17 protein-coding genes and 1 pseudogene are annotated in these 19078 nt (G+C 33.8%); 7 read left to right on the top strand and 11 right to left on the bottom strand.

Going from position 1 to position 19078, the window contains the following annotated elements; all coding sequences use genetic code 11:
* Positions 1 to 222: 222 nt before the first annotated feature.
* Together A9G38_RS04160 and frdD are read left to right on the top strand one after the other, a co-directional pair.
* Positions 223 to 618 carry a hypothetical protein gene (locus tag A9G38_RS04160; RefSeq protein ID WP_051634141.1) on the top strand — a complete coding sequence of 132 codons (396 nt, stop codon included), beginning with the start codon at positions 223 to 225 and terminating at the stop codon, positions 616 to 618.
* Positions 619 to 632: 14 nt separating this feature from the next.
* On the top strand, positions 633 to 989 hold the full coding sequence (gene frdD, locus A9G38_RS04155) for a fumarate reductase subunit FrdD (RefSeq protein ID WP_065560802.1): 357 nt from the start codon (positions 633 to 635) through the stop codon (positions 987 to 989).
* An 83-nt stretch (positions 990 to 1072) separates the two neighbouring features.
* On the opposite strand, the gene A9G38_RS04150 is transcribed toward frdD, so the two are convergent.
* From A9G38_RS04150 to A9G38_RS04105, 10 genes and pseudogenes are all read right to left on the bottom strand, one after another.
* Entirely contained in the window at positions 1073 to 1936 is an 864-nt protein-coding gene (locus A9G38_RS04150) for a hypothetical protein (RefSeq protein WP_034910223.1), read from the bottom strand.
* Positions 1937 to 2182: 246 nt separating this feature from the next.
* Positions 2183 to 3766 (bottom strand): annotated as a pseudogene (gene yejF, locus A9G38_RS04145) (microcin C ABC transporter ATP-binding protein YejF); the annotation flags it as partial.
* Positions 3763 to 4794: an ABC transporter permease gene (locus A9G38_RS04140; protein ID WP_034910222.1), complete on the bottom strand. Its 1032-nt coding sequence runs from the start codon at positions 4792 to 4794 to the stop codon at positions 3763 to 3765. The gene A9G38_RS04140 and the pseudogene yejF, both read right to left, overlap by 4 nt.
* Positions 4794 to 5882 (bottom strand): microcin C ABC transporter permease YejB, encoded by a 1089-nt coding sequence (locus tag A9G38_RS04135; RefSeq protein ID WP_034910220.1) that lies wholly within the window; start codon positions 5880 to 5882, stop codon positions 4794 to 4796. The genes A9G38_RS04140 and A9G38_RS04135 overlap by 1 nt, the downstream gene beginning before the upstream one ends.
* 1 nt (position 5883) lies before the next feature.
* Positions 5884 to 7854, bottom strand: a complete 1971-nt coding sequence (locus A9G38_RS04130; protein WP_080702297.1) for an extracellular solute-binding protein — start codon at positions 7852 to 7854, stop codon at positions 5884 to 5886.
* Positions 7855 to 8281: 427 nt separating this feature from the next.
* Positions 8282 to 8482, bottom strand: coding sequence for a hypothetical protein (locus A9G38_RS04125; RefSeq protein ID WP_051634140.1), 201 nt, complete (start codon positions 8480 to 8482; stop codon positions 8282 to 8284).
* 211 nt (positions 8483 to 8693) lie between these two features.
* On the bottom strand, positions 8694 to 9131 hold the full coding sequence (locus tag A9G38_RS04120; RefSeq protein ID WP_051634139.1) for a PTS sugar transporter subunit IIA: 438 nt from the start codon (positions 9129 to 9131) through the stop codon (positions 8694 to 8696).
* 56 nt (positions 9132 to 9187) lie between these two features.
* Positions 9188 to 10603, bottom strand: a complete 1416-nt coding sequence (locus A9G38_RS04115) for a PTS fructose transporter subunit IIC (protein WP_034910213.1) — start codon at positions 10601 to 10603, stop codon at positions 9188 to 9190.
* An 11-nt stretch (positions 10604 to 10614) separates the two neighbouring features.
* Entirely contained in the window at positions 10615 to 11535 is a 921-nt protein-coding gene (gene pfkB, locus A9G38_RS04110; protein ID WP_034910212.1) for a 1-phosphofructokinase, read from the bottom strand.
* Positions 11536 to 11546: 11 nt separating this feature from the next.
* Positions 11547 to 12401, bottom strand: coding sequence for a tagatose bisphosphate family class II aldolase (locus A9G38_RS04105; protein ID WP_034910211.1), 855 nt, complete (start codon positions 12399 to 12401; stop codon positions 11547 to 11549).
* Positions 12402 to 12746: 345 nt separating this feature from the next.
* On the opposite strand from A9G38_RS04105, the gene A9G38_RS04100 reads away from it, so the two are divergent.
* Positions 12747 to 13568: a DeoR/GlpR family DNA-binding transcription regulator gene (locus A9G38_RS04100; RefSeq protein ID WP_034910209.1), complete on the top strand. Its 822-nt coding sequence runs from the start codon at positions 12747 to 12749 to the stop codon at positions 13566 to 13568.
* 1 nt (position 13569) lies between these two features.
* Complete coding sequence (locus A9G38_RS04095) at positions 13570 to 14535, top strand: sugar kinase (protein ID WP_034910205.1); 966 nt, start codon at positions 13570 to 13572, stop codon at positions 14533 to 14535.
* Positions 14536 to 14781: 246 nt separating this feature from the next.
* Here the strand turns inward: A9G38_RS04095 and hemW are convergent, their stop codons facing one another.
* Positions 14782 to 15909, bottom strand: a complete 1128-nt coding sequence (hemW, locus tag A9G38_RS04090; protein WP_034910203.1) for a radical SAM family heme chaperone HemW — start codon at positions 15907 to 15909, stop codon at positions 14782 to 14784.
* A gap of 180 nt (positions 15910 to 16089) precedes the next feature.
* On the opposite strand from hemW, the gene A9G38_RS04085 reads away from it, so the two are divergent.
* The 3 genes from A9G38_RS04085 to zwf all read left to right on the top strand — a co-directional run bounded on the left by A9G38_RS04085 (position 16090) and on the right by zwf (position 19070).
* The gene (locus tag A9G38_RS04085) at positions 16090 to 16962 is read left to right on the top strand and encodes a D-hexose-6-phosphate mutarotase (protein ID WP_051634138.1); all 873 of its coding nucleotides are present in this window, start codon (positions 16090 to 16092) and stop codon (positions 16960 to 16962) included.
* Between the two features lie 181 nt (positions 16963 to 17143).
* A complete protein-coding gene (gene rplY / locus A9G38_RS04080; RefSeq protein WP_034910200.1) occupies positions 17144 to 17428 on the top strand; it encodes a 50S ribosomal protein L25 in 285 nt (94 codons plus the stop codon).
* A 181-nt stretch (positions 17429 to 17609) separates the two neighbouring features.
* Entirely contained in the window at positions 17610 to 19070 is a 1461-nt protein-coding gene (gene zwf, locus A9G38_RS04075) for a glucose-6-phosphate dehydrogenase (RefSeq protein WP_034910197.1), read from the top strand.
* The last annotated feature ends 8 nt before the right edge of the window (positions 19071 to 19078 follow it).

The raw sequence follows: 19078 nt of genomic DNA, 5'->3' as shown, positions 1-19078 counted from the left end.
ATGATAATTCTGATACTTACTTTATATTGGGCTTTCTTTTTTATCCAAGCATGACTACTCACTAAAATTAGACGTACTTTTTTATAGTATTGCTGTATTAAAAGGTTATATTATGAATTGTTATAAGTTAGCAAGATAAAGCAGATTAACACTTGTAATAACCAAGTAAAAAAACTACCAAACTATTACTAGCATAAAACACAATGCTACCAAGAGAGATTTATGAATCAACAAAATACCAATAATTGCCTTGATACGACTCAAACCGATGTAAAACGCTCTTTTATAATTTCAATTATGCATAAATTAGTTCCTTTTTCGATGATTTGGGTAAGTTTAGTTTTAATGTATGGCGTAATATGTATGTACACTAACACTGTTGGACAAGATGAGTTTTACCGTTTTATCTTCTTTTTGCGTAGCCCTTTTATTGTGGTGCTTAATTGTATTGCATTATTTATTAGTGTTTACCATTCAATAGTTTGGTTTAATTTAATACCCAAAGCTTTACCTTGCACAATATTTAATAAAAAATCTAACGCATTATTACTGATTGCGGGACTGTGGATGGTGATGCTAACTGTTTCGATTTTTTTATTTTTATTTGTATTGAAGTGAGTGGTATTGAATTAATGAAAAATCAACAAATTCAAGTTAAAAATACTGATGGAAAAGTCATAAAAGGATTATTTGCTTTAGGCGGTACATGGGCTGCAATTTTTTTACCAGTTGTGCTTGTCATTTTGGCATTTATTATTCCTTTTGGCGATGCAATAACACGTTCTTATATTCTTAAAATAGCCAATAAAGAAATTGGTAAAGTTTTTTTATTTTTGATGATTTCATTACCTATCTGGTGTGGATTACAACAAATTTTATCCATTTTACACGAGCGTAAAATCTATCCTAAACGTGAAAAATTACTGACGTTTGGATTAGCATTAGCATGGACATTACATGCTATTTATATATTGTTTATTCGAATGTAAGAGATATTTTTTTGAATTGTAAGAACAACGGCAAAAATACACAAAACGTTATTAATCAAATCACGTTTTGTGTATTTTTAAGACTAATAATAAGTAAGTTCGCGGGTAATAGTTGTCTGTTTACCACCGTTATTATTTTTAATTTTAATTGCTGTTAGCCAATCGTTTTTTTCATTAAAGGTTGAAAAATTAGTTACATAATGAGCCGCTTCTTTGCCTGATGACAAATAAGTACCTTCAATGGTTGTTAATCGATGATGACCATTATCATATTGATACGAAAAATCACTCTCATTTTTCATATTATTACTAAATTGATACGACACTTTGGTTAGCTGTTGCTCTTGATATCCAAATGTATAAATTGAAGCCCCTTTTTGTTCTTTACCTGTATAGTTACCATTCTCATCAGTTTCTTTAAGCAGCCATTGTACATTTTTATTGATAAGACAATTATTACTGTCGTATACATAATTATCTGTTTCAAAAAAGACAAAATCGGTCGCTTTTTTAGTTTGCTGTGATACGACAATTTTGCCTTGTTCATCGGTATTAAATTGGATAATGCTGTTAGTTTTATCTTCTACATCTTCAATGATATTTTCCCAACCAGATTTATTTTTTTGTAGGTGTTCCGAGTAAATACGGGTATTTTTATCTGAATAAAGATCATAATGGCTTTGTGTGATAAGTCCGTTAGAAGCATATTCTAGTTCGTGCTTAGCTGTAGAGCTGTTAGCATCCGCTCCCAATTTGGTAGTTGAAGTCCGAATCTCTTGTTTAATATTTCTTACTGGTGAGTCAATATAATCGAGGATTTGAAAGATATAGTTATTTGCCTCAACTATATTCTGAATAGGATTATCACTACAGGTTATCGCCATGGCATTTATTGGAATTATTGATAAGCAAGGGGTTAATAAAAAAGGTAGTATTCGTTTTTGCATAATAAACCTGCTAAATAGATTGGTATATTGACTTATTAACAATGGTTTTATTATAAACCATTGTTAAATTATTGCGTTGCATATTTATTTTCTACGCATTAACAAGGCATCTTCCCAACTGACCTCTCTATCTTTTTTCTTATCTCGCTGTAGATCTTGTTGAGATTCATCCTTATGAGTAAATTGCTCTGTTTTGTCAATTTTATCTTTATGTATCATAGTGTTACTTTTCTTTCGAGGTGGCTTATCTAAAAATGAAAGTAATGCTTTTGTATATTCATCTTCAGGAGAATAGAAGATCTTCTCACGTGAGCCTTGCTCAATAATACTACCATCTTTCATAACAACCACTTGGTGACACAAAGTGTAAACCAACGCTAAATCATGGCTAATAAACAAATAACTAAGCTGATGCTTTTCTTGCAATGATTTCAGTAAATTAATAATTTGTTTTTGAATAGTATGATCCAACGATGAAGTAGGTTCGTCTAAAATCAATAATTCAGGCTGTAAAATTAAAGCTCTAGCAATAGCTATTCGTTGACGTTGCCCTCCAGAAAACTCGGTCGGATAGCGATAACGCATATCTGGATCAAGCCCAACTTCTTGCATAATATCAATTACAGCTTGTTCACGCTCTGCATTACTTAGTTTTTTGTGAGTCACCAATCCTTCACTAATAATCTGCTCAACATTAAAACGTGGATTAAGTGATGAAAACGGATCTTGAAAGACCACTTGAATTCGGCTACGAAATGGTAACAGTTTTTTACCTGTTAGATTTTGTATCGGATGGCTATCAAATAAAATATCACCTTGCGATTTAATTAGCCGTAAAATTGCTAATGCTGTAGTGCTTTTCCCCGATCCTGACTCACCTACAATACCAACCGTTTCACCTTGGTGTACAGCAAACCCAATATTGTTGATAATTTTCTTCTTTTGGCTGCTAAATAAACGTTTTTTGGTAATGACTTCAACATTAAGGTGATTAACATTAAGTAATATTCCAGGTGAATCGGGCAATGGTACAGGTTCACCTTTTGGCTCTGAATTCAATAGTGTTTGAGTATATTCATGCTGTGGACGTAAAAAGATACGCTGTTTATTATTGTATTCAATAATTTGGCCCTGTTGCATAACAGCCACTTTATCAGTAAGCTTTTTAACAATACCAAGGTTATGCGAAATAAAAAGCATACTCATATTGAGTTCTTTCTTTAACTCTTTTAGTAACTGAATAATTTGTGCCTGTACAGATACATCTAGTGCTGTTGTCGGTTCGTCAGCAATAAGTAACTTTGGATGCGTTAATATTGCCATAGCAATCATTACTCGCTGCCTTTCGCCACCAGATAGTTGATGAGGATAAGCTAATAATTTACTTTTGGGTTCCTTAATGCCTACACGATCAAGGTATTGTAAAATTTCGCCACGAGCTTGATTACGCTTCATTCCTCGATGTAACGCTAGCACTTCATAAAGTTGTTTTTCAACTGTATGTAGAGGATTTAATGACACCATCGGTTCTTGGAATATCATGCTAATTTCATTGCCGCGAACTTTACGAAGTTCTTTATCTGGCACATGTAATAATGATTTTCCTTCAAACAAAATATCACCAGTAGGGTATACCACTTGTTCTTTACGTAGTAGTCGTAAAATTGATAATGCGGTAATGCTTTTTCCTGAACCTGACTCCCCCACTAACGCAAGTGTTTCTTGCTCATTAATATCAAAACTAACATTACTTACTACTTGCGATAGTAAATGCGTACTTCGTTTAAATGCAACACTTAAATCCTGAACGGATAATAAAGGAGAACTCATTGATATACTCCTTTGTTTGGATCGAACGCATCTCTTACTGCTTCACCAATAAATATAAGCAATGAAAGGAGCGTTGCAATAATTAAAAATGAACTAATCCCTAGCCAAGGCGCTTGCAAATTATTTTTACCTTGTAGTAATAATCGTCCTAGTGATGGCGAATCAATCGGTAAACCAAAACCTAAAAAATCTAGCGCTGTTAGTGTTGTTATCGAGCCACAAAGTATAAAAGGTAAAAAGGTTAATGTTGCCACCATGGCATTAGGCAAGATATGACGAAACATAATTTTAGTATCACTAACTCCCATTGCTTTAGCTGCACGAATATAATCAAAATTGCGAGTACGCAAAAATTCAGTACGCACAACACCTACTAAAGCCATCCAACCAAATAATACGGTAATACCTAATAACCACCAAAAATTAAGCGGTAAAATACTGGCTAACAGAATAATAACAAATAGCTCTGGTAACCCACTCCATATTTCTATGAAACGTTGACCGATTAGATCAATTTTACCTCCATAATAGCCTTGTATAGCCCCAAAAATGACACCAATAATTGAAGTGAAAATCGTCAAGAAAATCGCAAAAAACATAGATATGCGAAAACCATATAAAATATTGGCTAATACATCGAAACCTGCATCGGTGGTGCCTAACCAATGTGATGCCGAAGGCGGCGTTGGAAACGTGTTTGATGTATCATAAATTAATGTATTGTAGCTATAACGAAATGGCGCCCATAAAATCCAGCCATTAGCTTCTATTTTATTTTGTACAGCAGGATCAAGAAAGTTGGTTTGCGTGGCTAATTGTCCACCAAATTCCGTTTCTGGATAAAAATGAAAAATCGGCGAATAGTAATTATCCTGATATTTAATAAAAATTGGTCTATCGTTAACAATAAAATCAGCAAATAAGCTAATCACAAAACAGATCATAAATAACCAAAGTGAATAATAACCACGACGATTCTGTTTAAATCGTTGCCAACGCTGTTGATTAATAGAGTAATGGGTGGTCATTAGTTGCGAGCCTCAAAGTCAATACGTGGGTCAATCATCATATAAGATAAATCAGATAATAATTTAGTAATAAGGCTGATTAATGTAAAAATATACAATGAACCAAAAATCACTGGGTAATCACGTTGTATAATTGCCTCATATCCCAATAGCCCAAGTCCATTAAGCGAAAAGATAATTTCAATTAATAATGAACCAGTAAATAAAATACCAACAAAAGCTGCAGGAAAGCCCGATACAATCAGTAATGTTGCATTGCGAAAAACATGTTTATATAAAATTTTTCTTTCACTTAATCCTTTAGCACGTGCGGTTATTACATATTGTTTGCGGATTTCATCTAAAAATGAATTTTTAGTTAGCATGGTGAGTGATGCAAAACCGCCAATGACCATTGCAATAGTGGGTAAACAGATATGCCATGCGTAGTCTTTTATTTTGCCCCAAAAATCGAGTTGATCAAAATGGTTCGATATTAGCCCACGTAGAGGAAAAATATCCCAATAACTACCGCCAGCAAATAATACAATAAATAAAACTGCCAATAAAAAAGCAGGTATCGCATAGCCAATAATAATTAAGGTACTTGACCAAAAATCAAATGCAGAGCCATCCTTCACTGCTTTGCGAATGCCTAACGGGATTGAAATTAGATAAACAATCAAAGTACTCCATAATCCTAATGAAATTGAAACAGGTAAACTTTTGGCAATTAAACCTAGTACCGATTCACTTTTAAAAAAACTATTACCAAAATCAAATAATATATATTTCTTTAGTGTTTCGATATAACGTTCAAATATCGGTTTATCAAAGCCGTACTGCTTTTCTATCATTGCGACAACTTGGGGATCAAGTCCGCGTGAACCGCGATAATTTGATTCATTTTTATATTGCTGCACTGGCGTAGATGAGCCACCACTCCCAGGCAATAGCCCTTGCCCTGCTTGCGGTCCGTTTTCAATCATAGCAAGAGCCTGATCAACGGGTCCACCAGGCGCAACTTGTACAATAAAAAAGTTGATAGTTAAAATCACAAATAATGTTGGAATAATCAGCAACAGTCGACGAATAAGGTAATTGATCATATTAATGTTCCCGATTTTTAGGCAGGCTAGCTGCTTTGTTTGCATCGTACCACCAACTATCAACCCCGATTGCATAAGTAGGTTGTATAGTTGGTTGCCCAAATTTATTCCAGTATGCATAATATGTTTTACTGTTATACCACATTGGAATCATTGGATATTCTTGCGTTAAAATCCGATCAAGCGCTCGTCCTAGCGGGACTAACTCTTCTTGATTATCCACATGTTTGGTGATTTCAGCAATAATGGCATCAATAGCCTTATTATGCAAACCCGAAGCATTCCATGATGAGTTAAGATACTCGCTGCCCCAAAGCACTAGCAAATTAGAGCTTGGGTAATTTACGGCATAATAATCACGTGCAACCATATCATAATCACGTTCACGAACACGTCGTAATTGTTGTGCTGAATCTAGCAAGGTAATATTCATGGTGATCCCCAAACGTGCTAAATTTTGTTGAAAGGGAATGGCATATTTAATATCACTACCAAGGTAACTGATCAGTTCAAATTCAAATGGTTGCTGTGTTTTAGTGTTAATCAGCTTACCGTCTTTAACTTCCCAACCCGCTTGTTTTAATAATTCTGCTGCCTTTAATAAATTATCACGATTAAAGCCCTGACCATCACTTTTTGGCAAATAATAGGCGTTGCCGAAAGCACGCTTTGGAATAATATCTTTATAAGTATTAAGCCATTTTAATTCTTTCTCGCTAGGTGTGCCGATTGCGGCATAAATGGTGTTTTCGAAAAAGCTATAAGGTCTTTTGTAACTGTCATAATAAAAGGCATGATTTAGCCATTCAAAATCAAATGCCAAGGTAATGGCTTCACGAACTTTAATATCTTTAAATAGATCTTTTTGTAAATTAAACGCAAGCCATCTAGTGTCGGTAGCTGTTTGAACTGGTTTTTCTTGTTTAATAATATGGTTAGAATCAAAATATTTACCTTGATATTGAGTAAACCAGTTTTTAGGTTGATCTTCAGCACGCAAATCATATTCGCCAGCTTTAAAGGCTTCTAGCGAAACGTTATCATCCATATAATAATCAATACGTTTTTCGTCAAAATTATCTAAGCCTTTATTAATAGGTAAATTACGTGCCCAATAATTCGGATTACGTCGATAAACAACATATTGCCCTAATTTATATTCGCTAATGTAGTATGGACCACTACCAACTGGTGGTGTAGTTAGTGGTTCAGAAAGATCATGATCTTTCCAAAAATGTTTCGGCATAACTCGCATACTACCAACGAATGAAAGGAGTTTTTCTCGATCGGAATCAGGAATATCAACACGCACATGGTGATCATCTATTGCCTTAACAATAATGCCTTTATTATAAACACGATATTGAGGCACGCCTTCGGTCATAAATTTGTGAAAGGTAAATTCAACATCATGGGCAGTTATTGGTTTCTCATCTTGAAAACGAGCGTTGGAATTAATAGTAACCTCAGCCCAACGATAACTATCAGAATAAGTTATTGATGTCGCAATAAGTGGATAAAAACTGGTAATATCATCAGCCGTATTGGTAAAAAGCGTGTCATATAACGCCCCTGAATTTCGCTCAGGTGCTCCACGGCTAGCATAGCGATTCAAATTATCAAAAGAGCCAACTTCAGCCAGTTTAATTACTCCACCTTTAGGTGCATTAGGATTTACATAATCAACATGTTGGAAGTCAACATGATACTTTGGTTGACCTGAAAGTGAAAAGATGGTTTTGTGGTAAATTACCTCACGTTTTTCAGTAGGAATAACGATATCAATTTGTTTATCCTGAGATGATTGAACAGGAATATTAACATCGATTTCTTCCTCAGTTTGAGGTGAAATTGTTTGCGGTAAAATTTGTTGTTCTTCATCGGCAAAAGCAGGTGCAGAACAAATGGCTATACCACTTAGGCAACTCAAGATGAATAATATTTTTGTAGGTTGTTTAATTCGACTAATCATCCTAATTCCGTTCCTGCTTTTATTTAACAATAACATGTTTATATTACTTTTTATTTATTATTAACAAATTCAAATCATTTAAGACAATCATCATCGCCTAGCTAGGGTGTCTATTTTGCCAAACTTCAACTAAATGAGCAAAAACTAATTAATAAAGTTTATATAAAATGATAATGTTAGCGAAAAGCATACCGTTATTTTTAGATTAAACAAGCTATATTGAATCAATTATACATTTTATATTTTTCAATATGATTAACTATGCCTTACATAAATTGGGATATATTGACAGCTATCTTTTTGTGAAAAAGTTTCAGGTAACTATACGTTTCAGTATAAATATCTTGAAAATAGATAAGAAATCAAAAAAACGATTATCATTGTTCAATTGAAAAGTTGGATGTACTTACCACTCATAAAAGAAATATTATGTATTGTTGGCTAAACTCAAAATATGATTTATTACCGTTTTTGCTTGATGACTGTTTTTCCAACAAGTTGAACCTGATAATAACGTACTTTTGTTAAGAATTTTATCTAAACTAGCATTACGCAATTTATCGAAAGAATCGAAGTGCATATCTTCAAGTCTTTCAATAATTTTGGCATCCACGAATTTAAGCTCCATCAACTGCTGTCGTTCTGTTTCTGAAAAGGCAATATTATTCCCATTACGTTATATTAAATATGCTTTTAAAATAATGTATTTTTGTAGCTTTTTTAAGTAGGCGCCTATTAATATTTTATAGGCATAATGCTTTGTTATTAATAGATTTTATCGAGATTATATCATAACAACATTTTTATGCCTTTTCTTTTTATTACAAACTCAAGATCTTTTAATTACCTTGAAGAATTGCTAATAAATCCTCCGAAGTTTTAACTGCGTGAATTCGTGTTAGCGTATCTTCAGCAATCACAGCTCGGGTTAGTTGACGTAAAATATCTAAATGTTCATTGGCTTTTGCAGCAATACCAATGACAACATAAGCTATATTATTATCTTCGTCCCAATTGACTCCTTCAGGATAATATATGATTTTGATTCCAGTTTGGATAACACTATCACGTTTTTCCGTTGTACCGTGTGGAATGGCGATCCCGTTACCTAAAAAAGTTGAAATTTGGTTATCACGATCAAACATTGCTTGGGTATAGTCATCTTTGACTAACTTAGCTTGGATCATCTTTTCTGATACATCTTTAATTGCTTCTTTTTTAGAATAGGATCCAGTTACGATTGAAATATCATGTACTGTTAAATTTAATGTGCTCATTTCTATTCCTTACTAAAATGAATATACCGAAATAAATCGGTATATTTCTTGATTGATTAAACTGATTTTTTGGCAACTAATTGTCGATTTTGATGAATACGTACTAAACCTAATAAAATAGCGCCAACTAGTGCTCCTACGAAGATACAGCCTACCCATAAAAATGGTTTATTAACCAATGGCAGAACTAAAAATCCTCCATGTGGCGCTGGAACTTGAATTTGACATATGAATGTCAATACTGATGCGATTGCAGAAGATAACATCATAATTGGAATTACTCGCAAAGGATCCTTAGCCGCAAATGGGATTGCTCCTTCTGTAATATGTGTCGAACCTAAAACATAGTTAACAAGTCCAGCAGCACGTTCTTCTTCTGTGAAAGCTTTGCTGCGGAAAATAGTGGTAGAGAATGCAATAACAAAGGGTGGTACTATACAAGCAGCAGACACACCTGCCATGAAATAGAAATTTCCTTCACCTAACAACATAGTGCCAGTAACATACGCTGCTTTATTAACAGGACCACCAAAGTCAAACGAACACATTGCTCCAATAACAATACCGAGTAAAACAGGATTTGCAGATTGTAATGATTCAAGGAAAGATTTCATTCCATTATTAATACTTGCAATTGGACCACCAAGTAAAAACATACCTGCACCGATAACAAATACACCAATTAATGGCATAATAAAAATCGATTTAAGTCCTTCAAATGAACGAGGTAATCCATCTAACATTTTTTTGACATAAAGCATTAAATAGCCTGCTGCAAAGCCAGCTATAATTCCGCCTAAGAATCCTGCACCGGTAATGTTGGCAATTAAGCCACCAACAAAACCAGCCACCATGCCAGGTTTTCCGCTTATTGAATAGGCAATAAATCCAGTAAAGATTGGTACCATTATGCCAAATGCTTGTCCACCTATTTTCATTAACAATGCAGCAAATTCATTATATTGGACATTATTAGGGTCGGCGGAATAGATTCCCCATAAAAATGATAAAGCAATTAGTACTCCACCTGCGACAACAAATGGTAGCATGTTTGACACACCACTCATTAGGTGTTTATAGATTTGGCGTCCAATCGATTCTTTTACTTCTACTTGGTTTGATGAAACTGTGTTATTAGTGCTATTTTGGGCACCTTTACGAACAGGAACTGTACCTGACATAATTTTTTCGATTAGTGCTGCAGCCTTATGGATACCGTCTTTAACCGGTACTTCAAGCACGGGTAAACCATTAAAGCGATCTGGATTGACATCTTTATCTGCTGCAATAACAACGCCAATTGCATTGACAATATCAGCATCAGTAATGGCGTTATCAATACCACCTGCACCATTGGTTTCCACTTTTATTTCGACTCCAGCCTTTTGGGCCGCTGATTTTAAGGCCTCTTCAGCCATATAAGTATGCGCGATACCGGTTGGGCAGCCTGTAACGGCTAATATTTTTTTCATAACAATCTCCTTTACTTGATTAGGGTAACTTCAAGTTGATCCATATAAATATTGATTTTATTTAGTAAACCTAATCCGTCTGATTCTGCAACGTTAGCGCCTGTTGCTGATGCCTTTTTTATGGCTTTTTCAATATGTTGTTGTTTAGGTAGCCATTCACTAAGAAAAGCTGCTAGTGACGCATCACCGGCACAAGCCGAGCTAATTAATTTGATTTTTACAGCATTGCAAAACCAAATATTTGTCCCATTAGAAAAGTAAAGCCCTTTAGCTCCCATGGTTAATAAAATATTTCTCGCTCCTTGCGCATGAATATTTTCTAGTGCAGCAATGACTTGTGATTTTGTTTTCGTTTCAAAGCCAAAAATCTCTTTTACTTCATCATCATTAGGTTTAATTAATAGTGGTTTATAGGAGAGTAAATCACCTAATTTTGGGTGACTAATATCAAGGATAACTTGAATATTTTTTTTGTTGCATAAATTTAAAATAGCCTTGTAATATTCAGATTCAATATTATTTGGCAAGCTACCACTGACGACTAAATAACTATTGTTAACCAGTGATTCAATAATAGTTAGCATTTCTGTTTTTTTATCATTAGGTATAAACGGACCTTTACTGACTAATTTATATTCGTTTTCATTATCATTGATAAAAACATTAATACGCGTGATATCATCAATAAAACAGGGTTTTGTCTTGACCTGTATTTTCGTTAGTTCATCAATAATATATTTACCAGAAAATCCGCCAAAGAATCCTAATGCACAAGTGGGGCTATCAAATTTATGCAATACGATTGAAACATTGACTCCTTTTCCATTCGGGCTATATTCAGTATGAGAGGTTCGATTAACTGCATTAGGGTTAAGCCCTTGACAATGAATATTCATATCGATTGCAGTGTTAAGTGTTAATGTATAGATCATTATCTTGGCCTCTATAATTTGCCTGCACATCCACATGTTGTAATAATTTTTTTGACAATGTCTTTCATTGCTGCTTTTGCAGGTTTCATATAATGGCGGGGATCATTGGCATCGGGATGTTCAATAAAGTATTGTTTTAATGCATCTGAAAATGCAATTTTTAATTCTGTCGCAACATTTACTTTACAAATTCCACGCTTAATACACTCACGCACGTCTTTTTCTGGAACACCCGAAGCGCCATGTAATACGAGAGGAATATCAACCATTGAGCGAATTTCTGATAAACGATCAAAATCCAGTTTTGGCTCTGATTTATAAAGACCATGTGCTGTACCAATGGCGATAGCGAGGGAGTCAATTCCTGTTTTTTCAATAAAATCTAAAGCTTGTTTTGGATTAGTATATAAAGCATCTTTATCATTAACGATTAAATCATCTTCAACGCCACCAAGGCGACCTAATTCAGCTTCAACACTAACATCGTAACGGTGAGCATATTCAACTACTTGTTTGACAATGGCGATATTTTCTTCATATGGAAAATGGGATCCATCAATCATGACCGATCTTACTCCAGCATTAATTTTACTGGTGATATCGTTATATTCTTCGTGATGATCTAAATGGACAGCTAATGGAATGTTATGCTTTTTTGATAAAGCATTTGCTATAGCAAGTATATTTTCTGTTTCTGCATAACTGTATGTACCAGGTGTACCAGCCAAAATAACGGGCGATTGTAATTCTGTTGCTGTTTCAACAACGACCTGCATAGTTTCTAAGTTATGGATATTAAAGGCAGGCACAGCATAATGTTCTGTTTGAGCCTTTTTTAGCATGTTATTACTTGAAATAATAGTCATATAACTTCTCCTTAATAATCTAATTCACTTTGTATTATGTTAGTAACTTTTGTTTTGAAAATTATTTCCATTAATTATGATTTCAAAACGAAAGTTACGCTAGTAATAATCGCGTGAGTTAGATCACAAAAATTAACATTACTTTTAAAACGAAATAAAAAAGATTGATAAATTTTCGTTTTGATAGTTAACATGTATATGTAAAACGCTATGGGATAAAAAATGTTAATTATTAATGGTATGATTTATAAGATAAAATTCTAATAATAGTTTGATATTGACCTAATATATGATTAATTCTATTATCACTATCCTTAATTTTTATCTATGGCGTAGGAAATAAAATTGGCTAGAGCATCTTCAGGTTTATTAAAACGACGATTACAAATTGCAGAAATTGTTCGTAAGCAAGGTGAAGTTAAAGTTGATGAATTATCTGAATTGCTTCAGGTCTCAAATGTGACTATTCGTCAAGATTTAACTTATTTAGAGCAGCAAGGATATTTAAAGCGTTCTTTTGGTGGTGCAATTTATGTTACCCCTGAAGGTGTGTTTAATCAGCTAAGTGTTAATACACCAAGTTATATACAAAGTAATAGTTGTGATATTGAATTAGTCAAAACCTGTTTAAGCTATATTAATGATGGCGATACATTGTTTTTAAGCCATGGAAATTTGATAAGAAAGTTGATTCCGTTTTTACATTGCAAAAAATCATTAATACTCATTATGAATGACATTAGCAATGCACAATTAGCGAAAGAGTTTACCGATGCTGAAGTAGTGCTTGTTGGTGGAGCCATACTGGAAGGGAATCTTTTGTTAGATAACAAAATGATCAATTTTATTTTGAATCAATTTTCTATATCGCATTTTGTTACCGAATTAAGTTCAATCAATACTGATAATCAATTGATTATTGAAAGTTTAGAGCAGGTTAGAATTTATCAACAAATAATGAAAAAAGCAGCACATACAATTGGCATATTACCGCAACGTATTATTCATAATAATGATAATAGTATTGGAACTTTAGTTGATATTGATATGGTGATGTTATCAAGATCTGCTGTAACCGAGTATCATCAACAATTATTAGATGCTAATTTTGAGCAGCTTATTTCAAATAAATATTGTGTAACTTATCAAAACAAATTGGAGACATAATATGCGTTTTAAAATCTGCACGATAGGCGAACTGCTAGTTGAGTTTTTAGCAAAAGAACAAAATCAGCGTTTCGATCAAGCTGGGGAGTTTATCGGCCCTTTTGTTAGTGGCGCCCCTGCAATATTTGCAGATCAAGTTGCAAAATTAGGTTTTCCTGTTGTTTTTTTTAGTTGTGTAGGAAAAGATATTTTTGGAAAAATGTGCATCCATCGCCTTAAAAGTGATGGTGTCATTATTGATGGTATTACTCCACATAATAAGGCCAATACAGGTAGTGCGTTTGTTACTTATAAAGGTTCTAATGAAAGAGATTTTATTTTTAACATTCCAAATAGTGCATGTGGTTTACTTTCGTTTAACCATATTAATGAAAACTTACTAAGAGATTGTACCCATTTGCATGTAATGGGATCATCGCTTTATTCATTTCGTGTGATTGACGCTATGAGAAAAGCATTGGATATCATCAAAAGTAAAGGCGGTACAATTTCATTTGATCCTAATCTACGCAAAGAAATGTTTGATATACCAGAAATGGAACAATCTTTCGATTATATTATGGAGTATACCGATATATTTTTACCCAGTGAAAGCGAAGTTAGCTATTTCATTAACAATAATGAAAATGAACAACAAACTATGTTTAAGTTGCTTAAAAAAGGCATTAAACATATTGTGGTAAAAGGGGGAGCTAAAGGAGCTAAATATTATGGACTTGATGAACAAGGTCATTTACAAACACTTCATGTTGATGGATACAAGGTCAACTCGATAGATCCAACTGGTGCGGGAGATTGTTTCGGGGCAACATTTGTCAGTTTAATGTTAGCAGGTTACTCTGTTGAACAAGCCTTGCAATATGCTAACGCTAGCGGCGCTTTAGCCGTATCTAAAAAAGGTCCTATGGAAGGAACTTCTACATTAGCTGAACTAAAACATTTCCTTTTTCATACTTCAATTGAGTAGTTATTAAAATTAATGTGATTATCGGAATTATAGGCAAAAAAAAAACCCAATAACAAAAGTTATTGGGAAAACATAAGGAATAGGAAAACAATGAAATAATGCATTGTCGAGACATAGTATGTACTTTTTTTTGAAGAAAGTCTGTAAAGATATGTGAATAATTGATTAAATAGTTCGTATCTATCATGTTAAATAAACGTAAAGGATAAGTTTTTTTAGATAAATATAGGTATTTCAAAATGTTATCTATAAAAACATCTCTAATAACGAATTCAAGAATAACTTGCCATGATCAGTTACCAGCCAGTTTTGTTTATCCTCAATTAAATAGTTCTTTTCAATGGCAATCGCTATTTGTTTTTCAACTGAGTGTAAAGGTAAATAAGTCCGTTGTTCAAATTCATGTTTAGGTGTTGGTTCAAAAAGTCTAAAACGATTCATAAAAAATTCAAAAGGCAATTCCTCTTTTGGAACTGTATAATATTTATCTAAATAACGTCCCTCTAAATACCCTTTTGGGTGACGAGTTTTTATGGTGCGAATAATTTTTCCATCAGGTTGCGTTAATTTACCATGAGCGCCACATCCAATGCCTAAATAGTCTCCAAATCGCCAATAATTTAAATTATGTTGGCATTGTAATCCTTCTTTAGCATAAGCAGAGGTTTCATATTGTTGGTAACCACTTTTAGTTAATAATTGATTACCTTGTTGATAAATTTCCCAAAGTTTATCATCATCAGGTAAAACAGGTGGTTTTGAACCAAATAGCGTATTTGGCTCAATCGTTAATTGATACCAAGATAAATGCGGTGGTGCAATAGCAATGGCTTGTTTTAGGTCATATAGAGCATCATCAATACTTTGATTTGGCAAACCATGCATTAAATCTAAATTAAAACTTCTTAAATTTAATGTTTTGGCAAGTTTTCCGGCTGTGATTGCTTCTTTGGGATCGTGTACCCGTCCTAATTTAACAAGTTTATCGGTTTGAAAACTTTGCACGCCAATTGATATTCGGTTTATACCCGCTTGCTGATAGCCATTAAATCTTTCTATATCAACAGAATTTGGGTTAGCTTCAATGGTGATTTCAGCATCCTTATGTATAGGGATGATCTTATTTATATTTGATAATAATTTATCAATCAACTCGGCTGAAAATAGACTAGGTGTACCTCCACCAATAAAGATTGAATGAATTGAGCGATTTGAACAGAAAATAGTATCGTTTTGTAGGTCTTTAAGTAAATGCTCTACATAAGACTCATAATTTGGCGTTTTTTTTATGGTATGTGAATTAAAATCGCAATAGGGACATTTTTGTACGCACCATGGCATATGAATATATAAACTTAATGGGATTTTATACATAAACGTAGTGTTACCTGAAACTTTTTGACAAAAACAATTAGAGTGTTGTTTCACTATTTATAGTGCTTTATTTTACTCCAATTCTTTAAAAAATGCTTTTGCATCTATTATGTTTTTATTATTAACTTAAGAAGTATACAATTATCAATAAGTTGTTAAATTTATTATTTAGGAGTAAATATGAGTATATATAAAGAGATTTTAGAGAGTAGCTTATCAGGTGTATCCTTAAGCCCATCAATTAAACAATCAATTTATGGTGAACTGCCAATTTTAGTTATTAATCATAGCACTTGTTGTGCTGCTGTTGCATTACAAGGTGCACACTTATTATTTTGGCAACCATCTACTGAACAAACACCAGTTGTTTGGCTGAGTAACAAAACAAATTTTAAAAAAGGTGTAGCTATTCGAGGTGGAGTGCCTGTTTGTTGGCCTTGGTTTGGTCAGTTAGGCAATCCTTCTCATGGTTTTGCACGCCTTGTCGAATGGACATTAGATTCATGTAAAGAGGACGAGCAAGGCGTTACCCTTGTTTTATCGCTCACTAATAATCCGCAGACAGAATCTTATTGTAGCAAACCTTTCTCGGTATCATTAAATCTTCATCTAGGTAAAACTTGTGAAGTTTCTTTAAGCTGCTCAGCAGACTTTGATGTAACTAGTGCTCTACATACTTATTTTGGAGTTGATAATATTGATAGTGTTGTAGTCAAAGGTTTAGGTGAAGCTTATCAAGAAAGACTTGCTGATGAAAACAAACCAGCGACTGTAGGTCAATTGACATTTAATCAAGAAGTCGATCGTATTTATACCAATGCAAGTAATCAAATCACTGTTACTGATGGCACTCGAACAATTCAATTAACCAATACTAATGTAAGTGATATTGTTACTTGGAATCCATGGATAAATAAAGCTAAATCAATGGGAGATTTTGGTGATGATGAGTATAAATCTATGGTTTGTGTCGAAGCAGGTTGTATCACAAAACCATTAAAGTTATTACCGAATAAAAAATCAACTTATGGTTTTAAAATAGAATTGATCTAAGTGTGCATATAATATTCCATATACGTAATCAATATTTTACTGATTTGTAATATGATTAATTGATTGCGTTTAGAAGGATAACACTTTATAATCTCCAACGCTTTTTAAAGCACTAGTTTGATAGCCAATTACTGGGTCGCCTGTAATTGGTTTCTATTTTAAATAATTAAGAGAAATTAATATGTTTACATTCAAAGCTGAAGTTAGAAAAGAGCATGGTAAGGGTGCGAGCCGCCGCCTGCGTCACGCTGGTAAATTCCCAGCCATTATTTATGGTGGAACTGAACCTGCAGTCTCTGTTGTGCTTGACCACAACCAAGTTTTTAATATGCAAGAAAAACCAGAATTTTATTCTGAAGTGTTAACTATTGAAGTTGACGGAAAAGCAGTTAAAGTAAAAGTGCAAGCAGTACAACGTCATGCATTTAAACCAAAATTAGTTCATATGGATTTTGTACGAGCATAATTTGCTTATTGGGAAATTACCCAATAACTTGTTTCAAACAAAAGGTCACCCAGAGGTGGCCTTTTTGTTTTAGAGTAAATAAAGGATAATGCCTATTACTATGATTTATCCTATTAATCGGGTGTACACCAACCATTCAACATAATAGAATAATTACATTATACCATCGTAGGAGAAAACCATGTCTGATATCCCAGCTTGCGATTTAGTTATTTTTGGTGCTAAAGGGGATTTGACAAGACGTAAATTATTACCGTCTTTATATCAATTAGAAAAGTACGGAAAACTACCTGAACAAACAAAGATTTTAGGCGTAGGGCGGGCTGATTGGGATCATGCCGCTTATTGTGAGGTAGCAAAAGAAGCACTAATCTCGTTTATGCCAGAACCGTTAGACGATAATATTTGGCAACGATTTAGCCAACGATTGGACTTTCATAAATTAGATGTTAATGATAGTGCTGGTTTTGAAGGATTGAAAAATAAACTTGATTTGAATCATCCAGCTATTTTCTATTTTGCAATGCACCCGGGTGCTTTTGGGACTATTTGTCAAGGTTTAGCTGCTGCAGGATTAAATCAATCGCAAAACCGCATTGTGATGGAAAAACCACTTGGAACAGATCTCAAGTCATCTCGAGAAATCAATGATTCAGTGGCTAAATTCTTTAGTGAGTCGCAAGTTTATCGTATTGATCATTACTTAGGTAAAGAATCAGTATTAAACCTATTAGCCTTACGATTTGCTAATACAGTGTTTGCGTCATTTTGGGATCGTAATTCTATTGATCATGTTGAAATTACGGTAGCTGAACAAGTAGGTATTGAAGGGCGTTGGGGATATTTTGATAAGGCAGGTCAAATGCGTGATATGGTACAAAACCATTTATTACAAATATTAACCATGATTGCCATGTCCCCACCTGCTAATCTTGAAGATGATAGCTTGCGTAATGAAAAAATAGCAGTACTTAATGCGCTTAGACCAATTAACAAATCCAATATTCGTGAAAAAGTAGTTCGAGGGCAATATACAGCAGGTTTTGTTAATGGTGTTAATGTGCCGGGCTATTTAGAAGAAGATGGCGCAAATCAAAAAAGTAATACTGAAACATTTGTTGCAATTCGAGTTGATATTGATAACTGGCGCTGGGCAGGTGTTCCTTTTTATTTACGTACAGGTAAGCGCTTACCAAGTAAATGTTCTGAAGTTGTAGTTTATTTTAAACCATTACCGCTTAATTTATTTAGTGAATTTTATCCAGAATTGCCACAAAATAAATTGACGATTCGTTTACAACCTGATGAAGGTATGGATATTGAAATCCTAAATAAAGTACCAGGGTTGGATAGTAATCATAATTTACAAACCACTAAACTTGACTTAAGTTTCAGCGAAACTTTTCACCAACAAAGTGCTGATGCTTATGAGCGTTTATTACTTGAAGTTATGCGGGGGCGTCAAGCATTATTTGTTCATCGTGATGAAGTTGAAGCTGCATGGAAATGGGTTGATTCAATTATTAGTGCATGGGAAACAGAAAAAGAACCACCAAAAACTTATCAAGCCGGAACTTGGGGACCAGTTGCATCCGTTGCCTTAATCACTAAAGATGGGCATTCATGGCACGAATTTGAATAAAGGGAAAA

Origin of the sequence: Gilliamella sp. Imp1-1, assembly GCF_001690415.1 — a bacterium.
GTDB lineage: Bacteria > Pseudomonadota > Gammaproteobacteria > Enterobacterales > Orbaceae > Gilliamella > Gilliamella bombi.
The sequence above is the reverse complement of the archived record's forward strand: the minus strand, read 5'-3'. Positions and strand labels throughout refer to the sequence as shown.